The sequence below is a fragment of the Nocardia lijiangensis NBRC 108240 genome (assembly GCF_001613045.1).
GTDB lineage: Bacteria > Actinomycetota > Actinomycetes > Mycobacteriales > Mycobacteriaceae > Nocardia > Nocardia lijiangensis.
This window is the reverse complement of sequence record NZ_BDBP01000057.1, coordinates 19,324-43,291: the sequence shown is the minus strand read 5'-3', so window position 1 is coordinate 43,291 and position 23,968 is coordinate 19,324. Positions and strand designations below refer to the sequence as shown.

The 23,968-nt window shown below is 68.6% G+C and carries 26 protein-coding genes; 11 read left to right on the top strand and 15 right to left on the bottom strand.

Going from position 1 to position 23,968, the window contains the following annotated elements; genetic code table 11:
* Positions 1 to 15: 15 nt before the first annotated feature.
* Both NL1_RS21615 and NL1_RS21610 read left to right on the top strand, forming a co-directional pair.
* Complete coding sequence (locus NL1_RS21615; protein ID WP_067842160.1) at positions 16 to 441, top strand: DoxX family protein; 426 nt, start codon at positions 16 to 18, stop codon at positions 439 to 441.
* Positions 442 to 540: 99 nt separating this feature from the next.
* Positions 541 to 1,164 (top strand): TetR/AcrR family transcriptional regulator, encoded by a 624-nt coding sequence (locus NL1_RS21610; protein ID WP_067842157.1) that lies wholly within the window; start codon positions 541 to 543, stop codon positions 1,162 to 1,164.
* Positions 1,165 to 1,297: 133 nt separating this feature from the next.
* On the opposite strand, the gene NL1_RS21605 is transcribed toward NL1_RS21610, so the two are convergent.
* Entirely contained in the window at positions 1,298 to 2,245 is a 948-nt protein-coding gene (locus NL1_RS21605) for an NADP-dependent oxidoreductase (protein ID WP_067842154.1), read from the bottom strand.
* A gap of 239 nt (positions 2,246 to 2,484) precedes the next feature.
* On the opposite strand from NL1_RS21605, the gene NL1_RS21600 reads away from it, so the two are divergent.
* Positions 2,485 to 2,910, top strand: a complete 426-nt coding sequence (locus tag NL1_RS21600) for a DUF7144 family membrane protein (protein ID WP_067842151.1) — start codon at positions 2,485 to 2,487, stop codon at positions 2,908 to 2,910.
* Between the two features lie 25 nt (positions 2,911 to 2,935).
* Here the strand turns inward: NL1_RS21600 and NL1_RS21595 are convergent, their stop codons facing one another.
* Together NL1_RS21595 and NL1_RS21590 are read right to left on the bottom strand one after the other, a co-directional pair.
* Positions 2,936 to 3,553: a LuxR C-terminal-related transcriptional regulator gene (locus NL1_RS21595; protein ID WP_067842149.1), complete on the bottom strand. Its 618-nt coding sequence runs from the start codon at positions 3,551 to 3,553 to the stop codon at positions 2,936 to 2,938.
* Positions 3,550 to 4,746 carry a sensor histidine kinase gene (locus NL1_RS21590; RefSeq protein ID WP_067842147.1) on the bottom strand — a complete coding sequence of 399 codons (1,197 nt, stop codon included), beginning with the start codon at positions 4,744 to 4,746 and terminating at the stop codon, positions 3,550 to 3,552. Before NL1_RS21590 ends, NL1_RS21595 begins: the two co-directional genes overlap by 4 nt.
* A gap of 129 nt (positions 4,747 to 4,875) precedes the next feature.
* Between NL1_RS21590 and NL1_RS21585 the strand changes: the two genes are divergently transcribed.
* The gene (locus NL1_RS21585; protein WP_067842145.1) at positions 4,876 to 5,931 is read left to right on the top strand and encodes an ABC transporter permease; all 1,056 of its coding nucleotides are present in this window, start codon (positions 4,876 to 4,878) and stop codon (positions 5,929 to 5,931) included.
* Between the two features lie 15 nt (positions 5,932 to 5,946).
* Positions 5,947 to 6,660, top strand: coding sequence for an ABC transporter ATP-binding protein (locus NL1_RS21580; protein ID WP_084510832.1), 714 nt, complete (start codon positions 5,947 to 5,949; stop codon positions 6,658 to 6,660).
* A gap of 26 nt (positions 6,661 to 6,686) precedes the next feature.
* Here NL1_RS21580 and NL1_RS21575 read toward each other — a convergent pair whose 3' ends face one another.
* Positions 6,687 to 6,980, bottom strand: a complete 294-nt coding sequence (locus NL1_RS21575; protein ID WP_067842141.1) for a hypothetical protein — start codon at positions 6,978 to 6,980, stop codon at positions 6,687 to 6,689.
* Between the two features lie 200 nt (positions 6,981 to 7,180).
* Between NL1_RS21575 and NL1_RS21570 the strand changes: the two genes are divergently transcribed.
* The 4 genes from NL1_RS21570 to NL1_RS21555 all read left to right on the top strand — a co-directional run bounded on the left by NL1_RS21570 (position 7,181) and on the right by NL1_RS21555 (position 11,062).
* Positions 7,181 to 8,008 (top strand): helix-turn-helix domain-containing protein, encoded by an 828-nt coding sequence (locus NL1_RS21570; RefSeq protein WP_067842140.1) that lies wholly within the window; start codon positions 7,181 to 7,183, stop codon positions 8,006 to 8,008.
* A gap of 315 nt (positions 8,009 to 8,323) precedes the next feature.
* Entirely contained in the window at positions 8,324 to 9,268 is a 945-nt protein-coding gene (locus NL1_RS21565; RefSeq protein ID WP_067842137.1) for a DUF8832 domain-containing protein, read from the top strand.
* A gap of 117 nt (positions 9,269 to 9,385) precedes the next feature.
* Entirely contained in the window at positions 9,386 to 10,762 is a 1,377-nt protein-coding gene (locus NL1_RS21560; protein ID WP_067842132.1) for an MFS transporter, read from the top strand.
* A 93-nt stretch (positions 10,763 to 10,855) separates the two neighbouring features.
* Positions 10,856 to 11,062, top strand: coding sequence for a hypothetical protein (locus tag NL1_RS21555; protein WP_067842127.1), 207 nt, complete (start codon positions 10,856 to 10,858; stop codon positions 11,060 to 11,062).
* A 15-nt stretch (positions 11,063 to 11,077) separates the two neighbouring features.
* On the opposite strand, the gene NL1_RS21550 is transcribed toward NL1_RS21555, so the two are convergent.
* Both NL1_RS21550 and NL1_RS21545 read right to left on the bottom strand, forming a co-directional pair.
* Positions 11,078 to 11,386, bottom strand: coding sequence for an antibiotic biosynthesis monooxygenase family protein (locus NL1_RS21550; protein ID WP_067842240.1), 309 nt, complete (start codon positions 11,384 to 11,386; stop codon positions 11,078 to 11,080).
* Between the two features lie 68 nt (positions 11,387 to 11,454).
* Positions 11,455 to 12,078 (bottom strand): TetR/AcrR family transcriptional regulator, encoded by a 624-nt coding sequence (locus NL1_RS21545; protein ID WP_245673445.1) that lies wholly within the window; start codon positions 12,076 to 12,078, stop codon positions 11,455 to 11,457.
* A gap of 74 nt (positions 12,079 to 12,152) precedes the next feature.
* On the opposite strand from NL1_RS21545, the gene NL1_RS21540 reads away from it, so the two are divergent.
* Positions 12,153 to 12,803, top strand: a complete 651-nt coding sequence (locus tag NL1_RS21540; RefSeq protein ID WP_084510830.1) for a hypothetical protein — start codon at positions 12,153 to 12,155, stop codon at positions 12,801 to 12,803.
* A 35-nt stretch (positions 12,804 to 12,838) separates the two neighbouring features.
* On the opposite strand, the gene NL1_RS21535 is transcribed toward NL1_RS21540, so the two are convergent.
* From NL1_RS21535 to NL1_RS21525, 3 genes are all read right to left on the bottom strand, one after another.
* Entirely contained in the window at positions 12,839 to 13,825 is a 987-nt protein-coding gene (locus tag NL1_RS21535; RefSeq protein WP_067842125.1) for a lipase family alpha/beta hydrolase, read from the bottom strand.
* Positions 13,826 to 13,945: 120 nt separating this feature from the next.
* Positions 13,946 to 14,608 (bottom strand): PadR family transcriptional regulator, encoded by a 663-nt coding sequence (locus NL1_RS21530; protein WP_174553450.1) that lies wholly within the window; start codon positions 14,606 to 14,608, stop codon positions 13,946 to 13,948.
* 154 nt (positions 14,609 to 14,762) lie between these two features.
* Positions 14,763 to 15,329, bottom strand: a complete 567-nt coding sequence (locus NL1_RS21525) for a TetR/AcrR family transcriptional regulator (protein WP_084510829.1) — start codon at positions 15,327 to 15,329, stop codon at positions 14,763 to 14,765.
* A 73-nt stretch (positions 15,330 to 15,402) separates the two neighbouring features.
* Here NL1_RS21525 and NL1_RS21520 point away from each other — a divergent pair, with 73 nt between their 5' ends.
* Positions 15,403 to 16,248, top strand: coding sequence for an SDR family oxidoreductase (locus tag NL1_RS21520; RefSeq protein WP_067842122.1), 846 nt, complete (start codon positions 15,403 to 15,405; stop codon positions 16,246 to 16,248).
* A gap of 106 nt (positions 16,249 to 16,354) precedes the next feature.
* On the opposite strand, the gene NL1_RS21515 is transcribed toward NL1_RS21520, so the two are convergent.
* From NL1_RS21515 to gmk, 6 genes are all read right to left on the bottom strand, one after another.
* Positions 16,355 to 17,158: a tachylectin-related carbohydrate-binding protein gene (locus NL1_RS21515; RefSeq protein ID WP_067842120.1), complete on the bottom strand. Its 804-nt coding sequence runs from the start codon at positions 17,156 to 17,158 to the stop codon at positions 16,355 to 16,357.
* A gap of 234 nt (positions 17,159 to 17,392) precedes the next feature.
* Positions 17,393 to 20,173: a primosomal protein N' gene (locus NL1_RS39630; RefSeq protein WP_245673441.1), complete on the bottom strand. Its 2,781-nt coding sequence runs from the start codon at positions 20,171 to 20,173 to the stop codon at positions 17,393 to 17,395.
* Positions 20,174 to 20,239: 66 nt separating this feature from the next.
* Complete coding sequence (metK, locus tag NL1_RS21505) at positions 20,240 to 21,451, bottom strand: methionine adenosyltransferase (RefSeq protein WP_067842117.1); 1,212 nt, start codon at positions 21,449 to 21,451, stop codon at positions 20,240 to 20,242.
* A 245-nt stretch (positions 21,452 to 21,696) separates the two neighbouring features.
* On the bottom strand, positions 21,697 to 22,926 hold the full coding sequence (coaBC, locus tag NL1_RS21500; protein WP_067842114.1) for a bifunctional phosphopantothenoylcysteine decarboxylase/phosphopantothenate--cysteine ligase CoaBC: 1,230 nt from the start codon (positions 22,924 to 22,926) through the stop codon (positions 21,697 to 21,699).
* Between the two features lie 73 nt (positions 22,927 to 22,999).
* A complete protein-coding gene (gene rpoZ / locus NL1_RS21495) occupies positions 23,000 to 23,275 on the bottom strand; it encodes a DNA-directed RNA polymerase subunit omega (RefSeq protein WP_040720033.1) in 276 nt (91 codons plus the stop codon).
* A 103-nt stretch (positions 23,276 to 23,378) separates the two neighbouring features.
* Positions 23,379 to 23,960, bottom strand: a complete 582-nt coding sequence (gene gmk / locus NL1_RS21490) for a guanylate kinase (RefSeq protein WP_067842111.1) — start codon at positions 23,958 to 23,960, stop codon at positions 23,379 to 23,381.
* Between the last annotated feature and the right edge of the window lie 8 nt (positions 23,961 to 23,968).

Genomic DNA, 23,968 nt, shown 5'->3' with positions numbered 1-23,968 from the left:
GCTTCTGGAGGAAAAATGACCGAACGCCGCACTGTGCCAACGTGGTTGCGCACCGGCTGGTACTGCTTCTTGGCTTTCGAATTCTTCGTGGGGTTCGCCACCAAATTCTGGCAGGGAGAGACCTTCTTCGGTCCGGCATACTCCGTGAAGTTCGCCGAATGGGGTTTCGACCCGAACATGCGTTATCTGGTCGGGGCGATCGAACTGGTCTGCGCGATTCTGCTGGTCATTCCGCGCAGGCAGTCCAGGTTCCTCGGCGCCGCCGGACTGGTGCTGCTGCTCACCGGTGCGGTGACGACGCATGTCATCGATGAAGCACCGGTCTACGAGGAAGTGTCGGCGCCACTTCATTTGGTGATCATGCTGTGCGTCGCCGTGGTGAACTGGCCGGTCGACGTGCGAGATCTGCTGCGGTGGCGGCCCTCGGAGTCGCGGAAATGAAGCCGTCTGGCGCGTCGAGCGGACAAGGGAGCACGACAGCGGCACGATAAGTGAACGGCTGTACTATTACTCTGCTCGGACAGGACGAAAGGCGGAGGCATGGTCAGCGACGGCAAGGTCGACGGGCGCGTGCGCCGCGGCGAACAGTCGCGGCGCGCCATCCTGGATCGGGCGATGGACGTCGCCTCGGTCGAAGGACTGGAAAGCCTGTCGACCCGGCGGCTGTCCACCGAACTCGGGCTCAGCAACAGCGGAGTTTTCGCACAGTTCGGATCCAAGGAGGAGCTGCAGCTGGCGACCGTGCGTGCGGCGATCGAGGTGTTCGCTACGCAGGTGGTCAAACCAGCGCGGCGGGCGCCCGCGGGGATCCGGCGGGTGCGGGCCCTTGCCGAGTCGTGGCTGGAGTACGCGGCCAAGCCCATCTTCAGTGGCGGGTGTTTCTTCCTATCCACGGTCTCGGAGTTCGACGCGCGCCCCGGGCGGGTGCGCGACGCCCTCGCGGCGGCGCGGCAGGACTGGCTGCGTCTCTATGAATCCACCGTTGCCGAAGCGATTTCGCTCGGCGAGATCGATACGGGTATCGATCCCGCCGAGCTCGCGTTCGAGCTGGACGCTGTCGCCAGGCAGGCCGCGCAGGACGCGTTGCTGTTCGGCGATCCCGTCCGCTACGAGCGGGCGCGCCGGATCATCGAAGCCCGGCTGGCCGCCGTGGCGACCCTGTGATACCTCCGCGTTCTCCCGCCAGGTATGGAACCCCGCGGCGGCGTCGTCGACGGAAAGACCGAGCTGCTCGCACATCTGGTTGAAGTCGAAGAAGAGCTTTTGCCGGTCGGTTCGGATTTCTTGTCCTTCTGTCTCACGCGCCTTCGGCGACGTTCAGGACGATCTTTCCGGCGGTCCTGCCCTGTGCAATGAGTTCGTGGGCCTTTGCCGCTTCCGCCAGGGGCAGTTCCTGGTCGACGTGCACGCGCAACTGTCGGGTGCGGACGAGATCGGCCAGCGCCTCTAGCCCTGCGCCGTCGGGATCGACGAGGTAGCCGGTGGCGCGCACGCCGAGTTCGTCGGCGCGTTCGAGCAGCCCGGGCGTCCATGCGGCTTGGCCGCTGACCAGAATCCCGCCGCGGCGCAGGGATTCGAGGGCCCCGAGCCCGTGTTCGCCGCCGAACATCTGGATCACCACGTCGGCATCGCGCACCTCGGCTGCCACATCCGACACGGTGTAGTCGACGGTCTCGTCGGCGCCCAGCTCGCGCAGGAACGCGTGCTTGGTGGCGCGAGCGGTGCCGATGACGTGGGCACCCCGCGCCTTGGCGACCTGGATGGCCAAGTGACCGACCCCGCCTGCCGCGCCCGCGACGAGAACTCGCTGCCCCACCGTGACTTTCGCGACCTCGACCAGCATCTGCCACGCGGTCAAACCGGCCAGCGGCAGCCCGGCGGCCTCGGCGAAACCGAGTTCCTCCGGCATCAGCGCGAAGTGGCGAGCCGGAGCCGCGACGTATTCGGCGTAAGCGCCTGCCTCCCGGGGAAACTGCGGCATGCCGAAGACCCGGTCGCCCGGCCGGAACCGAGTCACGCCATAGCCCACCGCGGCCACGATGCCGGACGCGTCCCAGCCGTGGACGAAGGGCAGGGTGAGTACTCGGTTATACGCGCGGCCTTCACGCGTGTAGTAGTCGACCGGATTGACTCCGGCCGCGATCACCCGCACCAGTACCTCACCCGGCCCGGGCTGCGGTTGCTCCACCTCGACCAGCTGCAGCATCTCGGGACCGCCCCATTCCCGCTGCTGTATTGCACGCATCTCGCACTACCTCCCAAACTATGTGGACGTTCGTACTATAAGTTTGCCGCCTCATAGCGTCAATATGTCCATATACAGAGGATTCATCGAGTACGGTCGTACTAATATGGATCGAGCAGCTGCACTACTGGGCACCGGCCGGGAAGCCGATCGCTCACTTCACCCGGAACGGGTGAGGAGTACGTGCGCTCGCGGGAGGACGATCGGCAGATCCGGTTCCCTGTCGATGAGGAGTCACCATGACGAACCCATCGGGCGTCCAGAGTCCCCCGCCCGCGGAACCCTTCCAACGGCAGAGCGTCGCCACGGGAATCTCGATCACGGCGGCGATCATGCTGCTCGTGCTCGCCACGGTGTCCGTGCTCGAGGGAGTCTCGGCCATCGCCAAGGACGAGATCTACGTGGCGGGCGCCGACTACGTCTACGCCTTCGACTCGACCACCTGGGGATGGATCCATCTGGTCCTCGGCGCGATCGGCGTGATCTGCGCCCTCGGCCTGCTGTTCGGCAGGACGTGGGGCCGCTACGCCGCGATGGCCATCGCGACGCTGGTGATCATCGCGAACTTTTTGTCGCTGCCCTACTACCCGGCGTGGTCGCTGCTCGTCATCGCGCTGAGCGTTGTGGTCATCTGGGCCGTGAGCGCCTGGCAGCCACAACTCTGAACGGACTCCGGCGACACCCGGCGTCTCAGATCGCTCCCTGCTCGCGGGCGCGCGCCACCGCCGAGGTGCGGGAGCGGACGCCCAGTTTGGCGTAGATGTGCACCAAATGGGACTTGACCGTCGTCTCGCTCAGGAACAAATCCTTGGCGATCTCGCGGTTCGACCGGCCGTCGGCGACCAGCCTGAGCACTTCGATCTCCCGCGGGCTGAGCGTACTGTCCGCGCGCCGGACCCTGGTCATGAGCTTGGACGCGACCGCAGGCGAGAGGACGCTCTCCCCCGCCGCCGCGGAACGCACCGCGGCCAGCAGATCCGGCGGCGGGGTGTCCTTCAGGATGTAGCCGCATGCGCCCGCTTCGATCGCGCCGAGGATGTCCGCGTCGGTGTCGTAGTTGGTGACCACCAAGACGTTCGGCGGATCCGGTAGCGCGCGGATCTCGGAGGTCGCCTCCACACCGGAACGCCCGGACCCGAAACTCAAATCCATCAATACGAGGTCGACGGGTGTGGTGGCGCAGAAGGCCACGGCCGCTTCGGCGGTCGGCGCGTCGCCGATGACCTCGATATCCGCGCCACCCGCCAGCAGCGCGCGCAGTCCGGCGCGCACGATGGCGTGATCGTCGGCCAACAGCAGGCGGATCACGCGTCGTCCGCCGAATCGATCTCGGCGCCAACGGGTCCCGACACAAGCGGAAACGATACCGAGATGGCAGTGTGCCCCGGTTCCGACTCCACCGCCATGCTTCCGCCCTGCTGCTCGACTCGTGCCCGCATCGCCGACAATCCGAATCCGCCGGAAGTACCCCGTGCGAACACATCCGGGCCGATACCGATGCCGTCGTCCACGACATCCAGGTGCACGTCGGTGTCCGCGTAGGTCAAGGTCAGGCGCAACTGCTCGGCATGCGCGTGCCGCACCACATTGGCGACCGCGCTCTGCGCGATCCGCACCAGGGCCGCCTCGATCGGCATCGGCAAACGCTCCGGCTCGCCCTCGACGACCACCAGTGCACGAAGTCCTGGCGTTTCGGCACGTCGGCAAATCCGTTCGAGCGCTTGAGCCAACGACGAACCCTCCAGCGCGACCGGCGCGAGTTCGGCGATCAGGCCGCGCGTTTCGGCCAAATTCTCCGCTGCGGTCTCACGCGCGAGCCGAATCTGTTGCAGCGCGGGATGTTCCGGATCGGCGCGTTCAGCCGCGTGCAGGAGCAGCTGGATGCTGCTGAGGCCCTGGGCGACGGTGTCGTGGATCTCCTTGGCCAGGCGTTCGCGCTCGGCGAGCTTACCCGCAGCACGCTCTCGCTCCGCGAGAGTGGATCGGGTACTGAGCAATTCGTCGATGAGACGCTGCCGCTCGGCCGATTCACGAAACAATGCGTGGTAGCCCAGGCCGATACCGACCGCCACGGCGGCTCCGATGACCGGGCCGACCACGCCGGCGATCGACCACCCGCGGTGCAGACCGAAGCCGATGACCGCTACCGCCGTCGCCACTGCCACGGCGATCAGATTCCACGGGCGTGGCAGCAGGTGCAGGTAGAGGAAGAACAATCCGAAGGCCAGGTAGCCCGCGTCGGGCGCAAGCGCGACCAGTCCGAGCCACAGCAGCGTCAGCGTCACGAGCCACACCGGCAGCGCGGCGCGCCTCCGGTCGCCGACGACCGCGCCCGCGAAGTAGACGAGCAGAAAGGCCGCCGACAGCACGACCACCGGCCCCGCGTGCGGCGCGCCCGGCAACAGCGCCCGCACAGCGACGACCGACGCGAGCGCGGTCACCAGCAGGTGCAAGCCGAGCCGCAGCGTGGTGAAGACAGGGGTGAGCGGCGACGGATGCACGTTGCCAGCTTATGTGCGGTTACCGGGGCGTCATCCATCGAAAGGTGTAAAACAGGGTCCACCGTTCGTCCGCGGGCGTTCCTTCTCCCGTGCGATGGCGAACCGGCCCACGGCCGCGAGAGTGGAAGCATGTTTCTCGCCCTTCGGGATCTCCGGGCTGCTCGCGGCCGCTTCCTGCTCATCACACTGGTGGTCACCCTTGTGGCCCTGCTGGTGAGTTTCCTGAGTGGCCTCACCGCTGGTCTCGCGCACCAGAACATCTCCGCTGTCCAAGGCATTTCCGCCGACTATCTGGTGTTTGCCGGCAGCGGTGGCGATCCGTCCTTCGATGCGTCGGCGCTGACCGAGCAGCAGATCGATGCCTGGCGGGTGGCCGCGAGCTCTGTCGAGCCGATCGGCATCGGCCGAGCCGAAGCGGTCCGGTCCGGCGACGAGGCCGAACCGGCGCGCGTCGCTCTGTTCGGCGCGCAGAAATCTACGTTCGGCGACCGAACCGCAACCGAACCGGGTTCGGTCGTGCTGAGCGAAGGTGCGGCACGGGCACTGCACGTGGCGGCGGGCGACACCGTGTCCGTGAACGAGCGCGCCTTCACCGTGGCAGCGGTCCGCGGTGACGACTGGTACAGCCACACCCCGGTGGTCTGGACTACCGTCGCCGACTGGCGCTCGCTCACCCCGCGCGGCGGCGCCGCGACCGTGTTGGCGGTCTCCGGCGTGTCCGATGCCGCAGCCGCCGACGCCGCCGCCGGCACCACCACGGCCAGCGTCTCCGGTTCGTTGGACGCGCTGGGCTCCTACCGCGCCGAGAACGGTTCGCTCACCCTGATGACGGCGCTGCTCTTCGCAATCTCGGCGCTGGTGATCGGCGCATTCTTCACCGTGTGGACGATCCAGCGCACCCCCGATATCGCGACGTTGAAGGCATTGGGCGCGACATGGGGGTCACTGGTCCGCGACACGCTCACCCAAGCCGCAGTCGTACTGTTCGCAGGCGTCGCAGCGGGACTCGGAATCACCTTGCTTGCAGCGACATTCGTGGTCGACGACGTGCCGTTGGCGCTGACGCCCGCCACGACGGTGCTGCCCGCGGCCGCGCTCATCGCGCTCGGCCTGCTCGGTGCGGCGTTCGCCCTGCGCTTCCTGTTCACCACCGATCCACTCGCCGCGCTCGGCGCGGCCCGCTGATTACGGAGCATCCCCGTGTCCCTCACTGTCGACGACGTCACCCTCACCTACCCCGACGGTGCGGACCGGCTCACCGCACTCGATCGCGTCTGCCTGCGCGTGGACGCAGGCACGGTCGCGGCGATCACCGGCCCTTCGGGCTCCGGCAAGTCGACTCTGCTCGCCGTGGTCGCCACGTTGATCCGTCCCGACTCCGGTCGCGTGCTGCTCGAAAGTGCGCAGAACACAGTGAATCTCGCCGCCGCCACGCGACGGGAGGGCGCGGCGCTGCGCCGGTCGTCCATCGGCATCGTGTTCCAGCAGCCCAACCTGGTCCCCGCGCTCACCGCGCTCGAACAGCTCGAAGTGATGCGGCACCTCGGCCAGCGACGGTTCACCACGCCCACACGTCGCCGCGAAACGCGCTCCAAGGCAAGGAAACTGCTGGCAGCTGTCGGAATGGCCGAGCACGCGAACAAACGCCCAGCGCAACTGTCCGGCGGTCAACGCCAACGCGTGAACATCGCCCGCGCGCTGATGAACGATCCGGCACTGCTGGTCGTCGACGAACCGACCAGCGCACTGGACTCCGCACGCGGTGCGGAAATCATCGACTTGATCCTCACCGTCGCAAGAACCCACAGCGCCGCCACCCTACTGGTCACCCACGACCGCACCCACCTGCACCGCACGGATGCGGTCTACCGCATGACCGACGGCACCCTCGATCGCGAGACCGCCCACCGGTGATGTCGCCGCCGACATCTACTCCGCACTCATGGAACTCGACGAAGTATCCGTCTGACGCCCACCCGGCAGCGCTGCGTGATCCGGTGCGGGCGGCACCCCCGCACGCGCCACCACCCGGCGAGTGGCAATGCCACCGCGAGGACGACGAGTGCCGAGGCCGCCAGGGCCCAGGTGGTCGCGGATGCCTCGGCCAAGGCGATGAGGGCGGCGAGCGCCTGGAGCACCGCGCCCTGCCCGGACGAGAGGGCCAGGGGGTGGTGGGCAGCGGCATCCTGGATCGGATCAGGGGATGCGAAAGGTGTTGGCGTGGCGTCGTTCATGTCCTCAGGTCCTTCGATCGCGCCGTCTTCGCGGACGTGTCTTCAGGTGTAGCGCCCGTCAGGCATCGCGGGGAGGATGCCGGACGCGGACGACGCGCGGACGGATGCACAGGGAGCCGGACGCACCTCGGCGAACAAAGACGGAACGAAACGGACAACGGAGATAATGGGGTGATTCCGCACGTTCGCAGGAGGCCACGATGCCGTCCGCTCGCCGCAGCCTCGATCCCGACCAACCGGCCGAACGATTCGCCATGGAGCTCAGAGATCTCCATCGTGCCGCGGGCAGGCCGAAGCAACGCATCCTCGCCGCGGCGCTGAACTGCAGCAACGCGACGGTTTCCGCGATACTCAACGGTCGCCGATTCCCCACCTGGCAGCAGACCGAGGCGTTCGTCACCGCGTGCGGCGGGGACGTCTCCGAATGGAAGCTGCGCTGGTTGAGGATCGATCGCGCGCTCGGCGACGACGACGCGACCGAGCACCCCGACCGGCAACCGCCCGCGGGCGGATCCCTGCGCCCGGTCTCCGGCCGCGAGTTCTACACCGCGATGCTCGCCGAAATCGACCGCGCCCGCTACCGGATCATGACGACCTACATCCGGTTGCGTCCCGCCTCCTACTTCATCGGTTTCACCGACGAGCAGACCGGCCGCGCGGCCGCCGCGTATTTCGACGGGCTCCGGACCTGGTCGACGCGCCCCGGCCGCTCGGTGCGCCGCGTCATCGCCACCCCGACTCCCGAAATGGCGCGGTGGGCACAGCGCTTGCACCGCGCGACACTGCGGCAGCCGAACTATCGCATTCGAGTGATCGACTGGCCGCTCCCCACCGACGCGGTGAACCTGGCGCTGTTCGACGACACCGTCGCATTCCTCGCCTTCACCAACGGAACCACCCAGGAGCTCAGCGGGTTTCGCATCGACGAACCGGCCTTCGTCCGCGGCGCCATCGGCCACTTCGAGCAACTCTGGGCGGCCGGACGCGACCTCTCCTCGCCCGAAGACGCCGAGCCGGACAGCGCCTGAGCAGCTTCGCCGCCGTCCGAGAGCGGCACCGGCCGTTGTCGTCGCAGTTCGGCACCGAGGGGTTATGCCCGCGCCGTGGTGGCGGTAAGGATCGCGGCGGACGGCGTCCGCGTCGCGATACCGCATTCGAAGAAACCGGCATGCCCGACCCGAGACGCACCGAGGGCCAGCGCCGTCCCACGCGGCTCGACGCGGGCGACCCTACAAGCTGGCGGTAGTACTGCGCGCGAGCTGAGTCACACAAGGGTTGCCATATACCCCCTAGGGGTATACATTCTTGGTCGTAACGAGCGACAAGATCGGAAGGCCGGAGCGATGACCACGCAGACTCACACCAACCACCACGGCGCGCACGGTGACCACGCGGGGCACACAGCTCACGGCACCCACACCGGACACGGCGACCACACCGACCACGGCACGCACGCGGGCCACAGCACCAACACCGGACATGACGGCCACACCGGACACGGCGCCAACGCGGGCCATGGCGACCACGCGGGGCACACAGCAGCTCATGCCGGGCACGCAGACCACGCCGCCGGACTACCCGGCGGGCTCCAAATCACCCAGGACGGTTACACATTGGCGCTCACGGAGCCGATCGTCGGGACGGGCGAGGTCGGCCTGCGGTTCCGGATCCTCGGCCCCGACGGCGCGCCGGTCACCGACTACGACGCCATCCACGACCGCGAGCTGCACTTGATCGTGGTGCAGCGGGAGCTGACCGGGTTCTGGCACGTGCATCCCGAACTCACCGCCGAAGGGACTTGGACCGTGACGCTGAACCTCACGGAAGCCGGCGCGTACCGCGTCTTCACCGATATCGCCCCGCGTGCCCTCGGCAAGACCATCACACTCGGCGCGGATCTCGCCGTGGCGGGCGCCTACGCGCCGCGACCCATGCCGCAGGCCGCGCGCACCGCGATCGTGGACGGGTACGAGGTCACCCTCGACGGCGAACTGGTGCCGGGCGCGGGCAGGCTGCTCACGCTGACCGTGCGCAAGGACGGGCAGCCGATCACCGACCTGCAGCCCTATCTGGCCGCCTACGGACACCTGGTGATCCTGCGAGCGGGCGACCTGGCCTACATCCACGTCCACCCGAACGGCGAGCCCGGCGACGGGGTGACCGCACCCGGCCCGGACATCGCCTTCCACACCGTGGTGCCCGGCCCGGGAACCTACCGCCTCTTCCTGGACTTCCAGCACGGCGACGTCGTCCGCACCGCCGCCTTCACCCTGCCCACCGACAACTGAGCACCGAAATCGAAACTTTCGCCAGAGGAGTCCGACATGTGCGAATGCTGCTGTCGAAGCGCCCGTGATCCACCCCCGACTCATTCCCAGGAAGTGTTTCCGATGCGTTCCACGCCCATGATCTCCGCACTGTTCGGCAACCACGACTATCTGCGCCTGTTCACCGCTCAGGTGTCCGCTCTGTTCGGCACCGGACTGACCACCGTCGCCCTCGGACTGCTCGCCTACGAGCTCGCCGGCGCCGACACGGCCGCCGTCCTCGGCACCGCACTGACGATCAAGATGGTGGTCTACGTGACGGTCGCGCCCCTCGTGGCCGCCTACGCCGACCGATTCCCGCGCCGGCCGTTCCTGGTCGGGCTCAACGTCATTCGCGCAGCAGTGGTGCTCGCACTGCCGTTCATCGACCAGATCTGGCAGATCTACGTGCTGATCGCGCTGCTGCAGACCGCCTCGGCCGCGTTCACCCCGACCTATCAGGCGATCATCCCCGACATCCTGCCCGACGAACGCGAATACACCAGGGCGCTGTCGGCCGCACAGCTGGCCGCCACCATGGAAACCCTGCTCAGCCCGATGCTGGCCGCCGCGGCGCTGACCGTGATCAGCTTCCACTGGCTGTTCGTCGGTACCGCCCTCGGATTCGCCGTCTCGGCGCTGCTCGTGATCACCACCCGCATCCCGGACGCGACCACCGCGGCGGCGGGCTCCTTCAAGGAACGGATCACGGCGGGCATGCGGATCTTCGCCGCGACACCGCGGCTGCGCGGTCTGCTCGGAATGAACCTCGTGGTCGCCGCCGCCGGATCGGTGATCATGGTCAACACGGTCAACTATGTGCGCGACACCCTCGGCGGCACCCAGTCCGGCGTGGCGAAGCTGTTGGCAGCCAATGGGTTCGGCACCATGCTCGTCGCACTGTCGCTGCCCCGCGTGCTCGATCGCGTCGGCGCGCGACCCGTCATGCTGGCGGGGGCGGCCACGCTGATCACCGGGCTCGGTGCGGCCATCGCCCTCTCGCTGGCGAACGCGGGCGACTGGCGGTGGGGCGCCGCGATCGCGGTGTGGGCCACCGTGGGCGCGGGCACCGCGGCGGTGCTCACCCCGACCGGCCAGGTGCTGCGGCGCTCGTCGCAGCCCGCCGATCGGCCCGCGATCTTCGCGGCGCAGTTCTCGCTGTCGCACCTGGCCTGGTTGATCACCTACCCGATCGCCGGATGGCTCACGACCGCCGCCGGTTTCACGACCACCTGGGTGACGCTGGCCGTGCTCGCGGGGGCCGGAGTCACCGTGGCGCTGCGGATGTGGCCGCGCCACGACCCGGAGGAGCTGACCCACCTGCACGAGGTCGGCACCATCGACCCGGCCCGGCTGGCCGATGCCGTGCGCGTGAACGACCGCTTCTACCGGCACACCCACGCCTACGTCATCGACGCCGAACACCGTCGCTGGCCGACCCGGGCGGAGCGGCAGCTCGCCACCGCCGCGGCATAGCGGCGCCCGGGGCGTTCACCCCGTACCGGTCGAGGGTGCGGGCAGGGTGCATATCGACGGGAAAGGGCGCAGAATGGTTACGGAAAGGTCGTCATGCGAGCGATAAAGGGCTTGCTCAACTTGGTGTTGGGACTCCTGACAGCCGTGCTCGGCACGGTCCTCGGGTTGGTCGCGGCCGTGGTCTGGATCCTCGGCGCGGTGTTGTGCGCGACTATCCTGCTGATTCCGCTGGGTCTCCCCGTCATCAGGCTCGGCAGCCGCCTGTTCACCCTCGCCCGGCAGCTGATGCGTTTCCCCTGACGGATCGCACTCGGATCAAAGATATTCCGCGACAACCTCGTAGAGGCCGGGATGGGCCTCGGCGATCTTCTCCGCCTCCGCCACCGAGGCCACCACCGTCTTGTTCAGACCGGCGGCCTCGCACGCCTCGACGCTGTCCCAATGCGCGACGTTGACGAGCTGGAACCGCGTGTTCGGCAACAGCGCCCGGTGCAGCCGGACATCGCGGAACCCGGGCGCTTTCCGCATGAGCGAGGCGCGTTCGCGCCACTGTTCGACGAAGTCGTCGATGCGGTCGGCGGAGATCTCGAGGACGTTGATGAAGGTGACGCCCTGATCGGACATGGGGAGATCCTTTCGGTTTCGGTGGTCGACGGCCGTGGCCGCCCGCAGTTCCGTCGAGGTCGGGAAGGTCATCGGCGCAGCAGTTGGTGGGCCAGCGCCTCGCTCCACCACTGCTCGACCCGGTCGGGTTGCCAGCCGCGTTCGACGGTGAGCGTGGTGTAGACGTCGATGTTGCACAGCGCGGCGTAGACGTCGAGAGCGGTGGACTGGTCCAGATCAGCACGTAGCGCGTCCTCCGGCCAGGCGGACAAGATCTCGGCACGGGCCTCGTCGGCCGCGCGCCGGACGGTCTCGTAGACGGTGGCGAGATCGGTTTCGGTGCGCCCCGCTTCCCGGATCAGGAAGATGAGGTCGCCAGCGCGTTCGAAGAGTCTCCTGTCGTAACCGGCCATCGCGGCGAGCTGCCGTTCGGGCGCGGCGGATTCCTCCAGTTCGGCGAGCATGCGCGGGAGGTCGGCCGACAGGTCCGCCGCGTCCACCAGGGCCCAGACCAGCCCCTTCTTGTTTCCGTATGCCGCGTAGACCGTCGGCACCGACACCCCCGCCTCCTGCGCTACGTCGCGCACCGTGGTCAGCGCCCACCCCTGAGAGACGAACAAGCGACGGGCCGCATCGGCGATATCCGCGCGCGTGCGCTGCGCTTGGGCATGCCTCCGCAGCGAGTCGTAGCCGCGCCGCGTCGGTTCTTCCACTCTTGCTCCTCCGATCTTCTCCATCATATATTCATTAAAGTACGCATAAAGTCAATATGAGAGGCTATCTCCCCATGAGCTTTTCGGATGTCGCGGGTTGGAGCGGACTCGGTTTCGTGCTGACGGCGCTGATCGTCAACCTCCTCTATGTCCGCGACGGACTCCCCTTCCCGATGTCGGGCAAGAAGATGGACGAGGTCGTGGCGTCGCTGGCCACAGTCGGCGACGCGTTGAAACGGCCGTCGATGCTCGCACCGCTGTCATGGTTGTGCACAACGGTTTTCGCCGCCGGGATGCTGTCGGCGCTCTGGACACCGACGCAGGGGCTCGGGGCATGGGCACTGGTCGGCTTCGCCGGTGTGCTGATGCAGAACGTGACGTTCAGCTGCGTGGAGGCGCTGCGGTTCGGCCTGGCCGCGGCCGCCGAGCACGGGCGCGGCTCGACGGCCGGGTTGTGGGCACTGAGCAACGTGCTGTTCGGATTCAACCAGGTATTTCTCGCCGCGGCCCTGGTCGGGTTCAGCATCGCAGGCACCGACACGGGATTCCTGCCCGCCTGGCACGGGTGGCTCGGATACCTCAGTGCGGCACTGCTGTTCGTCTCGTCGTCGGCCAGCCCCTACAACGTCGAGGGAACGAGCCGCACGGCCCTGCTAGGACTGCTCGGCTGGCTGGGATGGATCGCGTGGATCATCGCCTGCAGCATCGCGCTGCTCGGCGGCTGATCGGCGCGTGCCCATCCCAGCCAGGCGGATCTCGATCAGGAATTGCCCGCGATGATCACCTGCGGAATACCGGTGCCGAGCGCGACCGGCGCGCAGGTCGGGGCGGAGGCGTTGACGGGATCGAGCGCCCGCAGCACCAGCTGCTGCACGAACGGGTCGTAGACCATGTGGAAGTGGCCGGTGAGATTGTCCGGGCACAGGTCCTGCACGACGACGTTCTCCGCACTCGCCCCGCGCAGCGCGATATTGCTGAACGGCTGGATCATCTCGTCGACCCGGCTGCCGATGGTCACGTAGCGAACGCCCGGCACGGTGTCGCCGCCCGCGTTGAGCTCGAGCATGACCGGCGAGCCCTGCGCCTGCTGCACCGCCGCGGTCGAGGTGACCTTGGCGAACACTTCCAGCGCGCCGGGAATCACCTGCGCCACCGGCACCAGCCCGTACATGACGCCACCGTAGGTCGGCGAGGCCACGCCGACCCAGTTGGCCACCTTGGACGCACCGCCGAGCTTGTTGGTGTAGTACCGAGTCACGTTGGCGCCCTGGGAGAATCCGACGAGATCCACCTCCGCCGCGCCGGTCGTCGCGAGCACGTGGTCGACGAACTGGCCGACCTGGTGGGCGCTGGCGCGCAGGTCCTCGGTGCCGTAGGTGTCGGCGCCCGGCGCGCCGCCGTAGTTGAGCGCGAAGACGCAGAATCCGGCCGCCGCCAGCTGCGGACCGATGGCCGACCAATCGGAATAGGCGGTGGAATCGGTGCCGTGCGCGAGCACCACCGGCCGGGGGTGGGCCGCCGTGGGAAGGCAGCCGAAATCGTTGGTGCCCAATGGCGTAGCGTTCTTGTGCTCCTTCAGATGCCGCGCGGCGGCCAGGTGGTCGGGCTGCGGCGGAGCGGGGTCGTTGGGCACGTCGGGCGGGCGCACGACGAGCGGTTCGGCGATGTCGGCCGGCTCGGCGGCGGCGGTGGTCAACCCGCCGGCACTCGACCCGACCAACGCCCCCGCGGCCAGCGCGCACGCCATAGCGACGCGACCCCACTGTGATCTACCCCAACCCCACGAACCAATCGGCTGTTCCATATCACAATGATCTACCCCATCGGTTCGAAAAACGCACGCCCACGGGCTGTTTCGTGATCATTACTATTCGGTAGCGTCATCTTCGGCGAGGATGCGGTAAAGCGAACGACGGGTGTCGTTGAGGATCTCGGCCGCCTTCGCAGCCTGCTCGGGGGTTCCGACGGCGGCCACCTGCGCGACCGCGCCCATCACCTGGCCGGCCAAACCGCGCAGGTCGATGGCCTGCGTGCCGACGTCCGCCTTGACCTGGGCCCACGGATCGCCGAGTTCCTCGCGATGCGCGGTGACGTATTCGGTGCCCGCGTCGGTCAGCTTGGCGGTCTTGCGCCCGGCGACCTTCTCGATGAGCACCAGGCCCTCGTCCTCCAGTTGCGCCAGCGCGGGGTAGATCGACCCGGGGCTGGGCCGCCAGATGTCGTCGCTGCGCTCGCGGATCTGCTGGATCAGTTCGTAGCCGTGCATCGGCCGCTCGGTGAGCAGCAGTAGCACGGCGGCGCGCACGTCGCCGCGACGGCCACGGCCACCGCGGCCGCGCCCGCGGCCGAACTGCGGGCCGAAGCCGGGCCCGAAACCAGGACCGAAGCCCGGCCCGAACTCGGGACCGAAGCCGTGCCTGCCGCCGTGACGGTGCCGCCCACGATCGGGACCGAACTCCGCGCGACCCGGCTTGCGCCAGCGGCCGCCGCGGCCGAACTCTCCGTTCTGCATGTTCTCGATGTTTTCCATGTCTGCCTCCTCAGGCTTTCGTGTTCGATTCACAGTATCGACGATATATCGACAATGCATCGAACGCAAGGAACCCGCGGAGAATTCCCGGCCGGGAAAACGACTCGGGCGCGCCCGGCACCACACGGTGCACGGGCGCGCCCGACGCATATCGCTACAGCGAGTCGATCCAGTCCTGGAGCCGCTTCCCCTCGGCGGCCATCAGCTCGGGATCGCGAAAGGTGTTGGTCAGCAGGGAGATTCCCTGATAGGAGGCGATGAGCGCCACCGCGAGCGCATGCGCGTCGGAGCGGCCGATCTCCGTGAATTGCCGCTCGGCCCAGTCCACCAGCGTCCGCATCACCTCGGCCGCGCGCCCGTCCAGCGGGTCGGGACGCTTGTGCAACTCGGCGGTCAGCGAGCCGAAGGGGCAGCCGTAGCGGACCGCCATCTCCCGCCCGTCGACCCAGCCCTGGATCAGCGCCTTCAGCCGCTCTCGCGGCGCAGGCAGGGCGTCCAGGCCCACGGTCAGCTCGTCCAAGCCGCGCGCGTGCGCACCGATGGCGGCTTCGATCAGCTGATCCTTGGTCTTGAAGTAGTAGTACACGTTGCCCACCGGCACGTCGGCGGTGCGCGCGATGTCGGCGATGGTGGTCTTCTCGACGCCGCGCTCGTAGAACTCGCGCACTGCCGCCTCGACCAGCCGCTCGCGCTTGCCCACCTTCTCGGCTGAGTTAGTCACACAACTGACTATAGACAGCCCGAGAACCGTCGGCTATGTTCATTTTTAGTCAGCCAACTAACTAGGAGAACTCATGATCGTGGTGACCGGGGCGACCGGCAATATCGGACGCTCGCTCGTACCGCTGCTCGCGGCGGCGGGCGCGCCGGTGACGGCCGTCTCGCGCGGAGTCGGCGACGTCGCACTGCCCGAAGGAGTCCGCCATGTCGCGGCCGATCTCGCCGATCCCGCGAGCCTCTCCCCCGCTCTCGCGGGCGCCGAGGCGCTGTTCCTGTTGATCACCGGCGAGCAGTTGATGGCGGGACCGGACCCGGAGGAGGTCCTCGGCGTCGCCGCCGACGCGGGAGTGCGGCGGGTGGTCTTCGTGTCCTCGCTCGGCACGCAGACCCGGCCCGAAGCCGCGGGCTATGACCGAATCCGGGCCTACGAGAACGTAATTCGGGCCTCGTCTCTCGAGTGGACCCTCCTGCGGCCGGGCGGGTTCTTCAGCAACACCTACGCATGGGTGGAGTCGGTACGCACCGAGAACACCGTCGCCGCGCCGTTCGGATCGGTCGGGCTGCCCTCGGTGGACCCGGCCGACATCGCGGCCGTGGCCGCCGCGGCGCTGCGCGAGGACGGGCACGCGGGCCGGATCTACACCCTGACCGGCCCCGCGCTCAGCACCCCGCGCGAGCAGGCGGCGGCACTCGGCGCGGCGCTCGGGACCGAAGTTCGCTTCATCGACCTCTCACCGGCGCAGGCGCGGGAAGGCATGCTCCGCTTCATGCCGGAAGCGGTCGCCGACCATACGTTGGAGATCCTCGGCGCTCCCACGCCCGGCGAACTGCTCATCAGCCCGGACATCGAGAAGGTGCTCGGCCGACCGGCGGGCACGTATGCCCAATGGGCCGAACGGAATCGGGCGGTCTTCGCCTGATTCGGGACGATGTAGGCGCTCCCCCGGAGCACCCCGGGGGAGCGGAAAGCGGAAAGCAGGTAGAGCCGCGATTCGCAGGACATCGAAGCCTGGATATCGGGGATGCTCAGACGAGGTGGAGATAGGTGTCGCCACTGAACACCGTGCTGTAGATGTTCCAGCCACCACTGATCTTCTTCCCACCTGCACCGGCCGTCCACGTGGCGGTGCCGTCCCGCCACCCATCGTGGCGATACCAGTGCAGATCACCGTTCGGCTTGATGCCATAGATCGCGCCGTCGTAGCCGCCGAACACCGTGTCGTAAATGTCCCAGCCGCCACTGATCCTGTTACCGCCCGCACCAGCCGTCCATCTAGCCGTGCCATCCTGCCACCCATCGTGGCGATACCACTGCAGATCACCGTCCGGCTTGATGCCATAGATCACGCCGAGGTAGCCGCCGAACACCGTGTCGTAAATGTCCCAGCCGCCACTGATCCTGTTACCGCCCGCACCAGCCGTCCATCTAGCCGTGCCATCCTGCCACCCATCGTGGCGATACCACTGCAGATCACCATCCGGCTTGATGCCATAGATCACGCCTTGGCCGATGCTGAACACCCTGCTGTAGATGCCCCAGCCGCCACTGATCCTGTTACCGCCCGCGCCGGCCGTCCAGAAGGCGCCGCCATCCTGCCACCCATCGTGGCGATACCACTGCAGATCACCATCCGGCTTGATGCCGTAGATCACGCCGCCGTCACGGCCGCTGAACACCGTGTTGTAGATGTTCCAGCCACCACTGACCTTCTTCCCACCTTCGCCTGCTGTCCAGAAGGCGCCGCCGTTTTGGACACCGTCGTGGCGATACCACTGCAGATCGCCATCCGGCCTGATGCCGTATATCGCAGTGCCGACAACCCGAGTCATTTCTGCACCTACCTTTGTCTATCGCGAGTGATACTTCTGTCGTCATTCAGACGTTTCGGCCGCTCGGCCAACCTGCTGGCGATAATTTCAGGGCGGTGGATGATCGACGCCAGTAGTCGACTACCTGTTTTCGGCGCGTAGCTGATGAATTGCCATATCTGGTGCGCGACTGTGTCGCGGCGGCTCGGCTCCCTGGATCGGCCGCCGGGGAAGCTCGGCTCGTGGCGAGCGCGCTCAGCCGATGTCGATGGGGTCGATTTGGACGCGGAGGGGGGCGTCGGAGCGGTGGGTGCTGCGGATGGCTTGGGCGGCGGTGAGGGCGCGGGAGAGGGTGGCGCCGGAGCGGCGGGGGACGCGCAGGAGCATGCGTTCGACTTCGGCCGGGGAGTCGCCGGAGAAGGGTTTGCGGGCGGTGGCGGGGAGCGGGACCGGGCCGAGCACCTCGACGTCGGCGGGGAGGTCGGCGGCGGCGAGCAGTTCATCGATGGCCTCGGTGGCGCCGTCGACCGCGGCCAAACGGACCGCGGGCGGGAAACCGACCTCGGCGCGGGCGTCCACCTCCGCGCGGGCGTGCCCGAGCGGGTCCCAGCGCACCAGCGCCTGCACGGTCGGCAGCGACGGCTCGGCCATCACCACGACCTGACCGTGCGGGCGTACCAGCGCGGCGGCCGACATCCAGCGCCGTAGCGCGTCCTCGGCGGCCCGCAGGTCGGCGCGACTCAGCAGTGCCCAGCCGTCCAGCAGCAGGGCGACACCGTAACCGCCGCGCACCACCGGTTCCGCACCGACGGTGGAGACGATCACCTGCGGTCCCGGTTCGACGGTATCCAGGACGGCGCCGCCGCCGGAACCGCGGATCGGCACACCGGGGAAGGCGCGGCCCAGCTCCTCGGCGGTCCGCGCGGCGCCGATCACGACGGCGCGCAAGGCCCGGGAGCCGCAAGCCGGGCAGCGGAAAGCGGTCTCGGTGATGCCGCACCAGCGGCAACTGGGGCTGTGTGCTTCGGCCTGACCGGCACGGCCGCCGGGGCGGCTCTCCGGAAGCGCCAGCGGGCCGTTGCAATGCCTGCACCGTGCGGGCGTGCGGCACTTCGCGCAGGCCAGCGCCGGGACGTAGCCGCGGCGCGGCACCTGCACGAGCACCGCAACGCCCTCCGCGAGCGCCGCCCGCGCGGCCGCGAACGCGACGCCGGGGATGCGGACCGCCCGCGCCACCGGATCGCGTTCCAGCGCGAAATCGCTGTCGCCCGGAGCGCTGATCCGCGGCGCAGCCTTGCGCAGCACCGAGCGATCGGCGACGAGGTCGTGCGCCCACCCGGTGTCGACCACCGCCTGGACCTCCGCGGTGCGGGCGAAACCGGCCGCGACGAACGCCGCCCCGGTCTCGTGCACCCGCAGCATCGACACTTCTCGGGTGTGCGGATAGGGCGCGCGGGGTTCGGCGTAGGTGTCGTCGCCGTCGTCCCAGATCGCGATGAGGCCCAGATTCGCGGCGGGCGCGAACACGGCGCTACGCGTGCCGACCACGACTCGCGCGCTCCCCCGCAACACCGCGAGCCACCGCCGGTAGCGCGCGGCAGGACCCATCCCCGCCGTCAAGCCGACGGCCGAATCTCCCACCAGCCGAACACATTCCGCGAGCACCCGGGTCAGGTCCCGCTGGTCGGGCACCATCAGGATCGCGCTACGCCCCGCCGCGACCACCGTTGCGGCCAGCTCCGCGAGCCGCCGCGCCCAGTCCTCCCCTGGCATCGCCTGCCACGCCGCCCGCACCCCTTTGCCCTCGCCCAACGCCGCAAGGAAGGCGCCACCGTGAACGTAGCGCTCCCACGGCGCGGTGTCGAAGGGCAGCGCGGCTGCGTCGGATGCCCGCTCGGGCAAGGAATTCGGGACAGAGTCGTCGGTCGTGGCAGCCATGCGCGCAGCGGCGATGTGGTCTGCACCGGCTTCCGCAGCGCCATGCCCGGCCGCACTGTTCGCCGGACGGACCACAGCCGCACCGCCCGCAGCGTCACACTCAGCCGCGTCGCTCGCAGCAGGACGGACCGCAGCCGCACCACCTACGGCGCCACGCTCACCCGCGTCGTCCGCCACGGCACGAACCACAGACGCATCACCTACAGCGCCACGCTCGCCCGCGTCGTCCGCCACGGGACGGACAGCAGCGACGTCTCCTGCAGCGGCATGCTCACCCGCGTCGTTCGCCGCAGCACGGACCACAGCCGCATGATCTGTAGCGACTTCCCTCGGCGTCAGACCACCGCCTGGAAGTTCGGTGGACATCGGCGCCGGTTCGGTCGATGCGTGGCGCTCGTTGTCGATCTCGGCAACGATGGCAGGGGGTATCCGAGAATCTTTCTTGCCGAGCGCATCTCGCCGCACACTCTCGGCGACATCGGACGCGGTCGCACCTTCCGATCCGGACACAGCGGCTGCCACATCCGGGTGATCGGCCGAACCATCTGGTACAGAGCCGTTTTCGGCGATTCGACCCGCCGTGTTCGGATCGCTGTCCGCAGCGGATCCAGAGGTGTTCTGCTGCACGGCTTCTGGATCGGCGACCGAAAGGGCGACCGACTCGGTCACCTCGTCGTCGGTGGACGACTCGTCGGGCGAGGGATCGGCGGCGGTCTTCTTGGCGCCCCCGTTCTCCGTGCGCGCGTGCCGCGGCGGAATGGCCAGGCGCAGAACGTCCGCGCGGGTGCCCGCGTAACGGGCGGCGAGGGCGGTCGCGAGGTGCAGGATTTCGGGGGTGAGGACGCGCTCCGCGGACACGACGCGCTCGAGCCTGACGAGTTTGCCGCTGTGCTCGCTGTGGGCGAGGCGGGCGAGCAGGTAACCGTCGACGAGGCGGCCCGCGAAGCGGATGCGCACCCGCACGCCCGGTTGGGCGATCTCGTCGAACTCGGGGGGCACCAGATAGTCGAAATCGCGATCCAGGTGCGCGGGCGACAACAGCGGAAGCACCCGCGCAATGGGGCGCGCGGGTGCTTCCGCTGCTGTCGTTGGTTCCACGGACACATCATCCGCGGGGGTGGCGGACTCGTCCGCCGCGGGTCGGTTCACTCCGGCCCGGTCGTCCTACAGGCCGGCGGCTGCGCGCAGCTTGTCGGCGCGGTCGGTGTGCTCCCAGGGCAGGTCGACGTCGGTGCGGCCGAAGTGACCGTAGGCCGCGGTCGGCGCGTAGATCGGGCGCAGCAGGTCCAGGTCCCGGATGATGGCGCCGGGACGCAGGTCGAAGACCTCGGTGATGGCGCTCGAGATGCGCTCCGGGTCGACCTTCTCGGTGCCGAAGGTCTCGACGAACAGACCGACCGGGGCAGCCTTGCCGATGGCGTAGGCGACCTGCACCTCGACCCGGTCGGACAGGCCCGCGGCCACCACGTTCTTGGCGACCCAGCGCATGGCGTACGCGGCCGAGCGGTCGACCTTCGACGGGTCCTTACCGGAGAACGCGCCACCGCCGTGCCGCGCCATGCCGCCGTAGGTGTCGACGATGATCTTGCGGCCGGTCAGGCCCGCGTCGCCCATCGGACCGCCGAGCACGAACTTGCCGGTCGGGTTGACCAGCAGCCGTACGTCGGAGATGTCCAGGGTGGGCAGGTTCAGGTCGGCGAGCACCGAGTCGAGAACCTTCTCCCGGATATCCGGGGCGAGCAGGTTGTCCAGGTCGATGTCGGCCGCGTGCTGGGTCGAGATGACGACCGTGTCGAGGCGGACCGGCCGGTGGCCGTCGTATTCGATGGTGACCTGGGTCTTGCCGTCGGGACGCAGGTACGGCAGCACACCGGACTTGCGGACCTCGGTCAGCCGGCGCGAGAGCCGGTGCGCGAGCGCGATCGGCAGCGGCATCAGCTCGGGGGTGTCGGTGTTGGCGTAGCCGAACATCAGGCCCTGGTCGCCCGCGCCCTGCTTGGCGATCTCGTCGTCGGTGCCGCCGACGCGCGCCTCGTGCGAGGTGTCGACGCCCTGCGCGATGTCCGGCGACTGGGCGCCGATGGCGATGTTGACGCCGCACGAGTTACCGTCGAAACCCTTTGCGGACGAGTCGTATCCGATCTCGAGCACCTTCTCGCGGACGATGCGCGGGATGTCGGCGTAGGCGGAGGTGGTGACCTCGCCAGCGACGTGCACCTGACCGGTGGTGACGAGCGTCTCCACGGCGACCCGGCTGCGCGGGTCTTCCGCCAGCAACGCGTCGAGGATGGAATCGCTGATGGCGTCACAGATCTTGTCCGGATGACCCTCGGTCACGGACTCACTGGTGAATAGGCGGCTGCCAGACGTGCGCACAGTTGTTCCCTCTCCCTCAACGGGTTACTCGTATCGGATGGCCACAGCGACAGTAATGCGATGCCGCCGTCGCGCAACCCTTCATCTCAGACTATTCCAAACCATGGACGCGTCGAATCCGCCGGTTGTAGCCGTCTCAGACTATCCGGAACCGCTCCGGCCGCGGTGCACATTCGCGTACCGCGCCTGAAGCAGGCATCCGATCCGAACGACAGGCGCGGCAACGGAATTCGATCGCGTCCACGTTACCTGGCGCGCAGCAGCGGGCCGAGCGCGTCCAGCACCCGGCTGGCAAGCAGCGCCTTCGACCCGTGGTCGAGGGCCTGTTCGGTGCCGTCGGCGCCGAGCAGCCAGCCGTCGTTGGTGTCGACCTCGAAGGCCTTGCCCTCGCCGACCGCGTTGACCACGAGCAGGTCGCACCCCTTGCGGGCCAGCTTGGCGCGCGCGTGGGTGAGCACGTCACCCTGCTCGTCACCGGTCTCGGCCGCGAAGCCGACGATCACGGTGCCTGCCAGCTCACCGTCGCGCCGCGACTGCACCAGACCGGCGAGGATGTCGTCGGTCTTGGTCAACGGGATGACGTCCGGTTCGCCCGCGCCCTTCTTGATCTTGGCCGCGGCCACGTTGGTGGGCCGGAAATCGGCCACCGCCGCCGCCATGATCACCGCGTCGGCGCCGACCGCGTGCTTGTCCACCGCGGTCTTGAGCTGCTCGGCGGTGGTGATGTGCACCAGGTCGACGGCCGCGGGCGCGGCCATCTCGATGGTGTTTCCCGCGATGAGCGTGACGTGCGCGCCGCGCTGCGCGGCGACCCTGGCCAGCGCGTAGCCCTGCTTGCCCGAGCTGCGGTTGCCGAGGAAACGCACCGGATCCAGCGGTTCCCTGGTGCCGCCCGCGGTGATCACCACGCGGCGGCGCGCCAGATCGCGCGGGATGGCGTCGGCGCGCTCGAGGAGCAACGAGGCGAGCCCGAAGATCTCCTCGGGCTCGGGCAGCCTGCCCGGACCGGTGTCGGTGCCGGTGAGGCGTCCCGACGCGGGCTCCATGACGGTCGCGCCGTGCCTGCGCAGCGTGTCGACATTGGCCACGGTCGCCGGATGCTCCCACATCTCGGTGTGCATCGCGGGCGCGAAGAGCACCGGACATCGGGCCGTCAGCAGCGTGGCGGTGAGCAGATCGTCGGCCCGGCCGTGCGCCGCGCGCGCGATCAGGTCGGCGGTGGCGGGGGCGATGACCACGAGGTCGGCCTCCTGCCCGAGGCGAACGTGCGGGACCTCGGGCACGTCCGTGAACACGTCGGTGTGCACGGGGTTCCCGGACAGCGCCTCGAAGGTCGCCTTGCCGACGAACTGCAGCGCCGACTCGGTGGGAATCACCCTGACCTCGTGCCCGGTCTCGGTGAAACGCCGGACGAGCGCGCAGGCCTTGTAGGCGGCGATCCCTCCGCTGACACCGACGACGATGCGTGTGGTCACTGCGCCTCCGTGGGCTCGTCCCCGGCCACGCGGGGGTTTCGATACTGCGGCATCACGCGCGGACGCGGGAGGGTTACTCGCCCTCGGTGTGCTCGAGCAGGTCGGAGTGGATCTCGCGCATGGCCACCGACAGCGGCTTCTCCTGCAGGCCCGGCTCGACCAGCGGACCGACGTACTCGAGGATGCCGTCGCCGAGCTGGTTGTAGTAGTCGTTGATCTGGCGCGCCCGCTTGGCGGCGTAGATGACCAGCGCGTACTTGGACGACGTGCGCTCGAGCAGCTCGTCGATCGGCGGGTTGGTCAGGCCGACCGGGGTGTCGTACGCGGGCGCGGTCTTGGTGTCGCTCACTGGTGAGGCTCCTGCGGGTTGTCGTGGAAAAATCAGCGGGTAATCGAGCGTGCCGTAGCACCGCCCTGGCCCCGGCCGAGGCCGGGACACGGGTGTTCGGCGGCTACCTCGAATTTGTGCTAACGAACAACGATACCAACTGCTCACAGGCGGCGGTCACCTCGTCGTTCACGATGACGATGTCGAACTCGTCACAGGCCGCCAATTCGGTCCTGGCCGTCTGCAGCCTGCGCTCGATCACTTCCGGCGATTCGGTGCCACGCGAGGTGAGCCGGGAAACCAGTTCGTCCCAGCTCGGCGGGGCGAGGAAGACCAGAAGCGCGTCCGGCATCGCCCTGCGCACCGAGCGCGCGCCTTCGAGATCCACTTCGACGAGCACGGGCAGGCCCGCCTCGAGCGACTCGCGCACCGGCCCGGCCGGGGTACCCGACCGCTGCAGGCCGCCGTGGATGTCCGCCCACTCCAGGAGTTCGCCCGCCTCGATCATGGCGTCGAACTGCTCGCGGGAGACGAACTGGTAGTCGAGGCCGTCGACCTCCCCGGGCCGCGGGGCCCGGGTCGTCGCCGACACACTGAAGACCAGTTCGGGCAGGCGTTCCCGCACGCACCGCACGACCGTGGACTTGCCTACGGCCGAGGGGCCGACCAGTACAACCAGCCGACCCTTCCGCGTGTGTTCGACCACCCTCGTCG

Excerpts from the sequence above, each read along its gene's own strand:
- NL1_RS21570 (WP_067842140.1), top strand. The coding sequence starts at position 7,181 with ATGCCGTCCGCTCGCCGCAGCCTCGATCCCGACCAACCGGCCGAACGA.
- NL1_RS21575 (WP_067842141.1), bottom strand. The coding sequence starts at position 6,980 with ATGAACGACGCCACGCCAACACCTTTCGCATCCCCTGATCCGATCCAG.
- NL1_RS21540 (WP_084510830.1), top strand. The coding sequence starts at position 12,153 with ATGAGCTTTTCGGATGTCGCGGGTTGGAGCGGACTCGGTTTCGTGCTG.
- NL1_RS21530 (WP_174553450.1), bottom strand. The coding sequence starts at position 14,608 with ATGGAAAACATCGAGAACATGCAGAACGGAGAGTTCGGCCGCGGCGGC.
- NL1_RS21520 (WP_067842122.1), top strand. The coding sequence starts at position 15,403 with ATGATCGTGGTGACCGGGGCGACCGGCAATATCGGACGCTCGCTCGTA.
- NL1_RS21605 (WP_067842154.1), bottom strand. The coding sequence starts at position 2,245 with ATGCGTGCAATACAGCAGCGGGAATGGGGCGGTCCCGAGATGCTGCAG.
- NL1_RS21585 (WP_067842145.1), top strand. The coding sequence starts at position 4,876 with ATGTTTCTCGCCCTTCGGGATCTCCGGGCTGCTCGCGGCCGCTTCCTG.
- NL1_RS21555 (WP_067842127.1), top strand. The coding sequence starts at position 10,856 with ATGCGAGCGATAAAGGGCTTGCTCAACTTGGTGTTGGGACTCCTGACA.
- NL1_RS21560 (WP_067842132.1), top strand. The coding sequence starts at position 9,386 with ATGATCTCCGCACTGTTCGGCAACCACGACTATCTGCGCCTGTTCACC.
- NL1_RS21565 (WP_067842137.1), top strand. The coding sequence starts at position 8,324 with ATGACCACGCAGACTCACACCAACCACCACGGCGCGCACGGTGACCAC.
- NL1_RS21615 (WP_067842160.1), top strand. The coding sequence starts at position 16 with ATGACCGAACGCCGCACTGTGCCAACGTGGTTGCGCACCGGCTGGTAC.
- NL1_RS21600 (WP_067842151.1), top strand. The coding sequence starts at position 2,485 with ATGACGAACCCATCGGGCGTCCAGAGTCCCCCGCCCGCGGAACCCTTC.
- NL1_RS21610 (WP_067842157.1), top strand. The coding sequence starts at position 541 with ATGGTCAGCGACGGCAAGGTCGACGGGCGCGTGCGCCGCGGCGAACAG.
- NL1_RS21550 (WP_067842240.1), bottom strand. The coding sequence starts at position 11,386 with ATGTCCGATCAGGGCGTCACCTTCATCAACGTCCTCGAGATCTCCGCC.
- NL1_RS21535 (WP_067842125.1), bottom strand. The coding sequence starts at position 13,825 with ATGGCGTGCGCGCTGGCCGCGGGGGCGTTGGTCGGGTCGAGTGCCGGC.
- NL1_RS21515 (WP_067842120.1), bottom strand. The coding sequence starts at position 17,158 with ATGACTCGGGTTGTCGGCACTGCGATATACGGCATCAGGCCGGATGGC.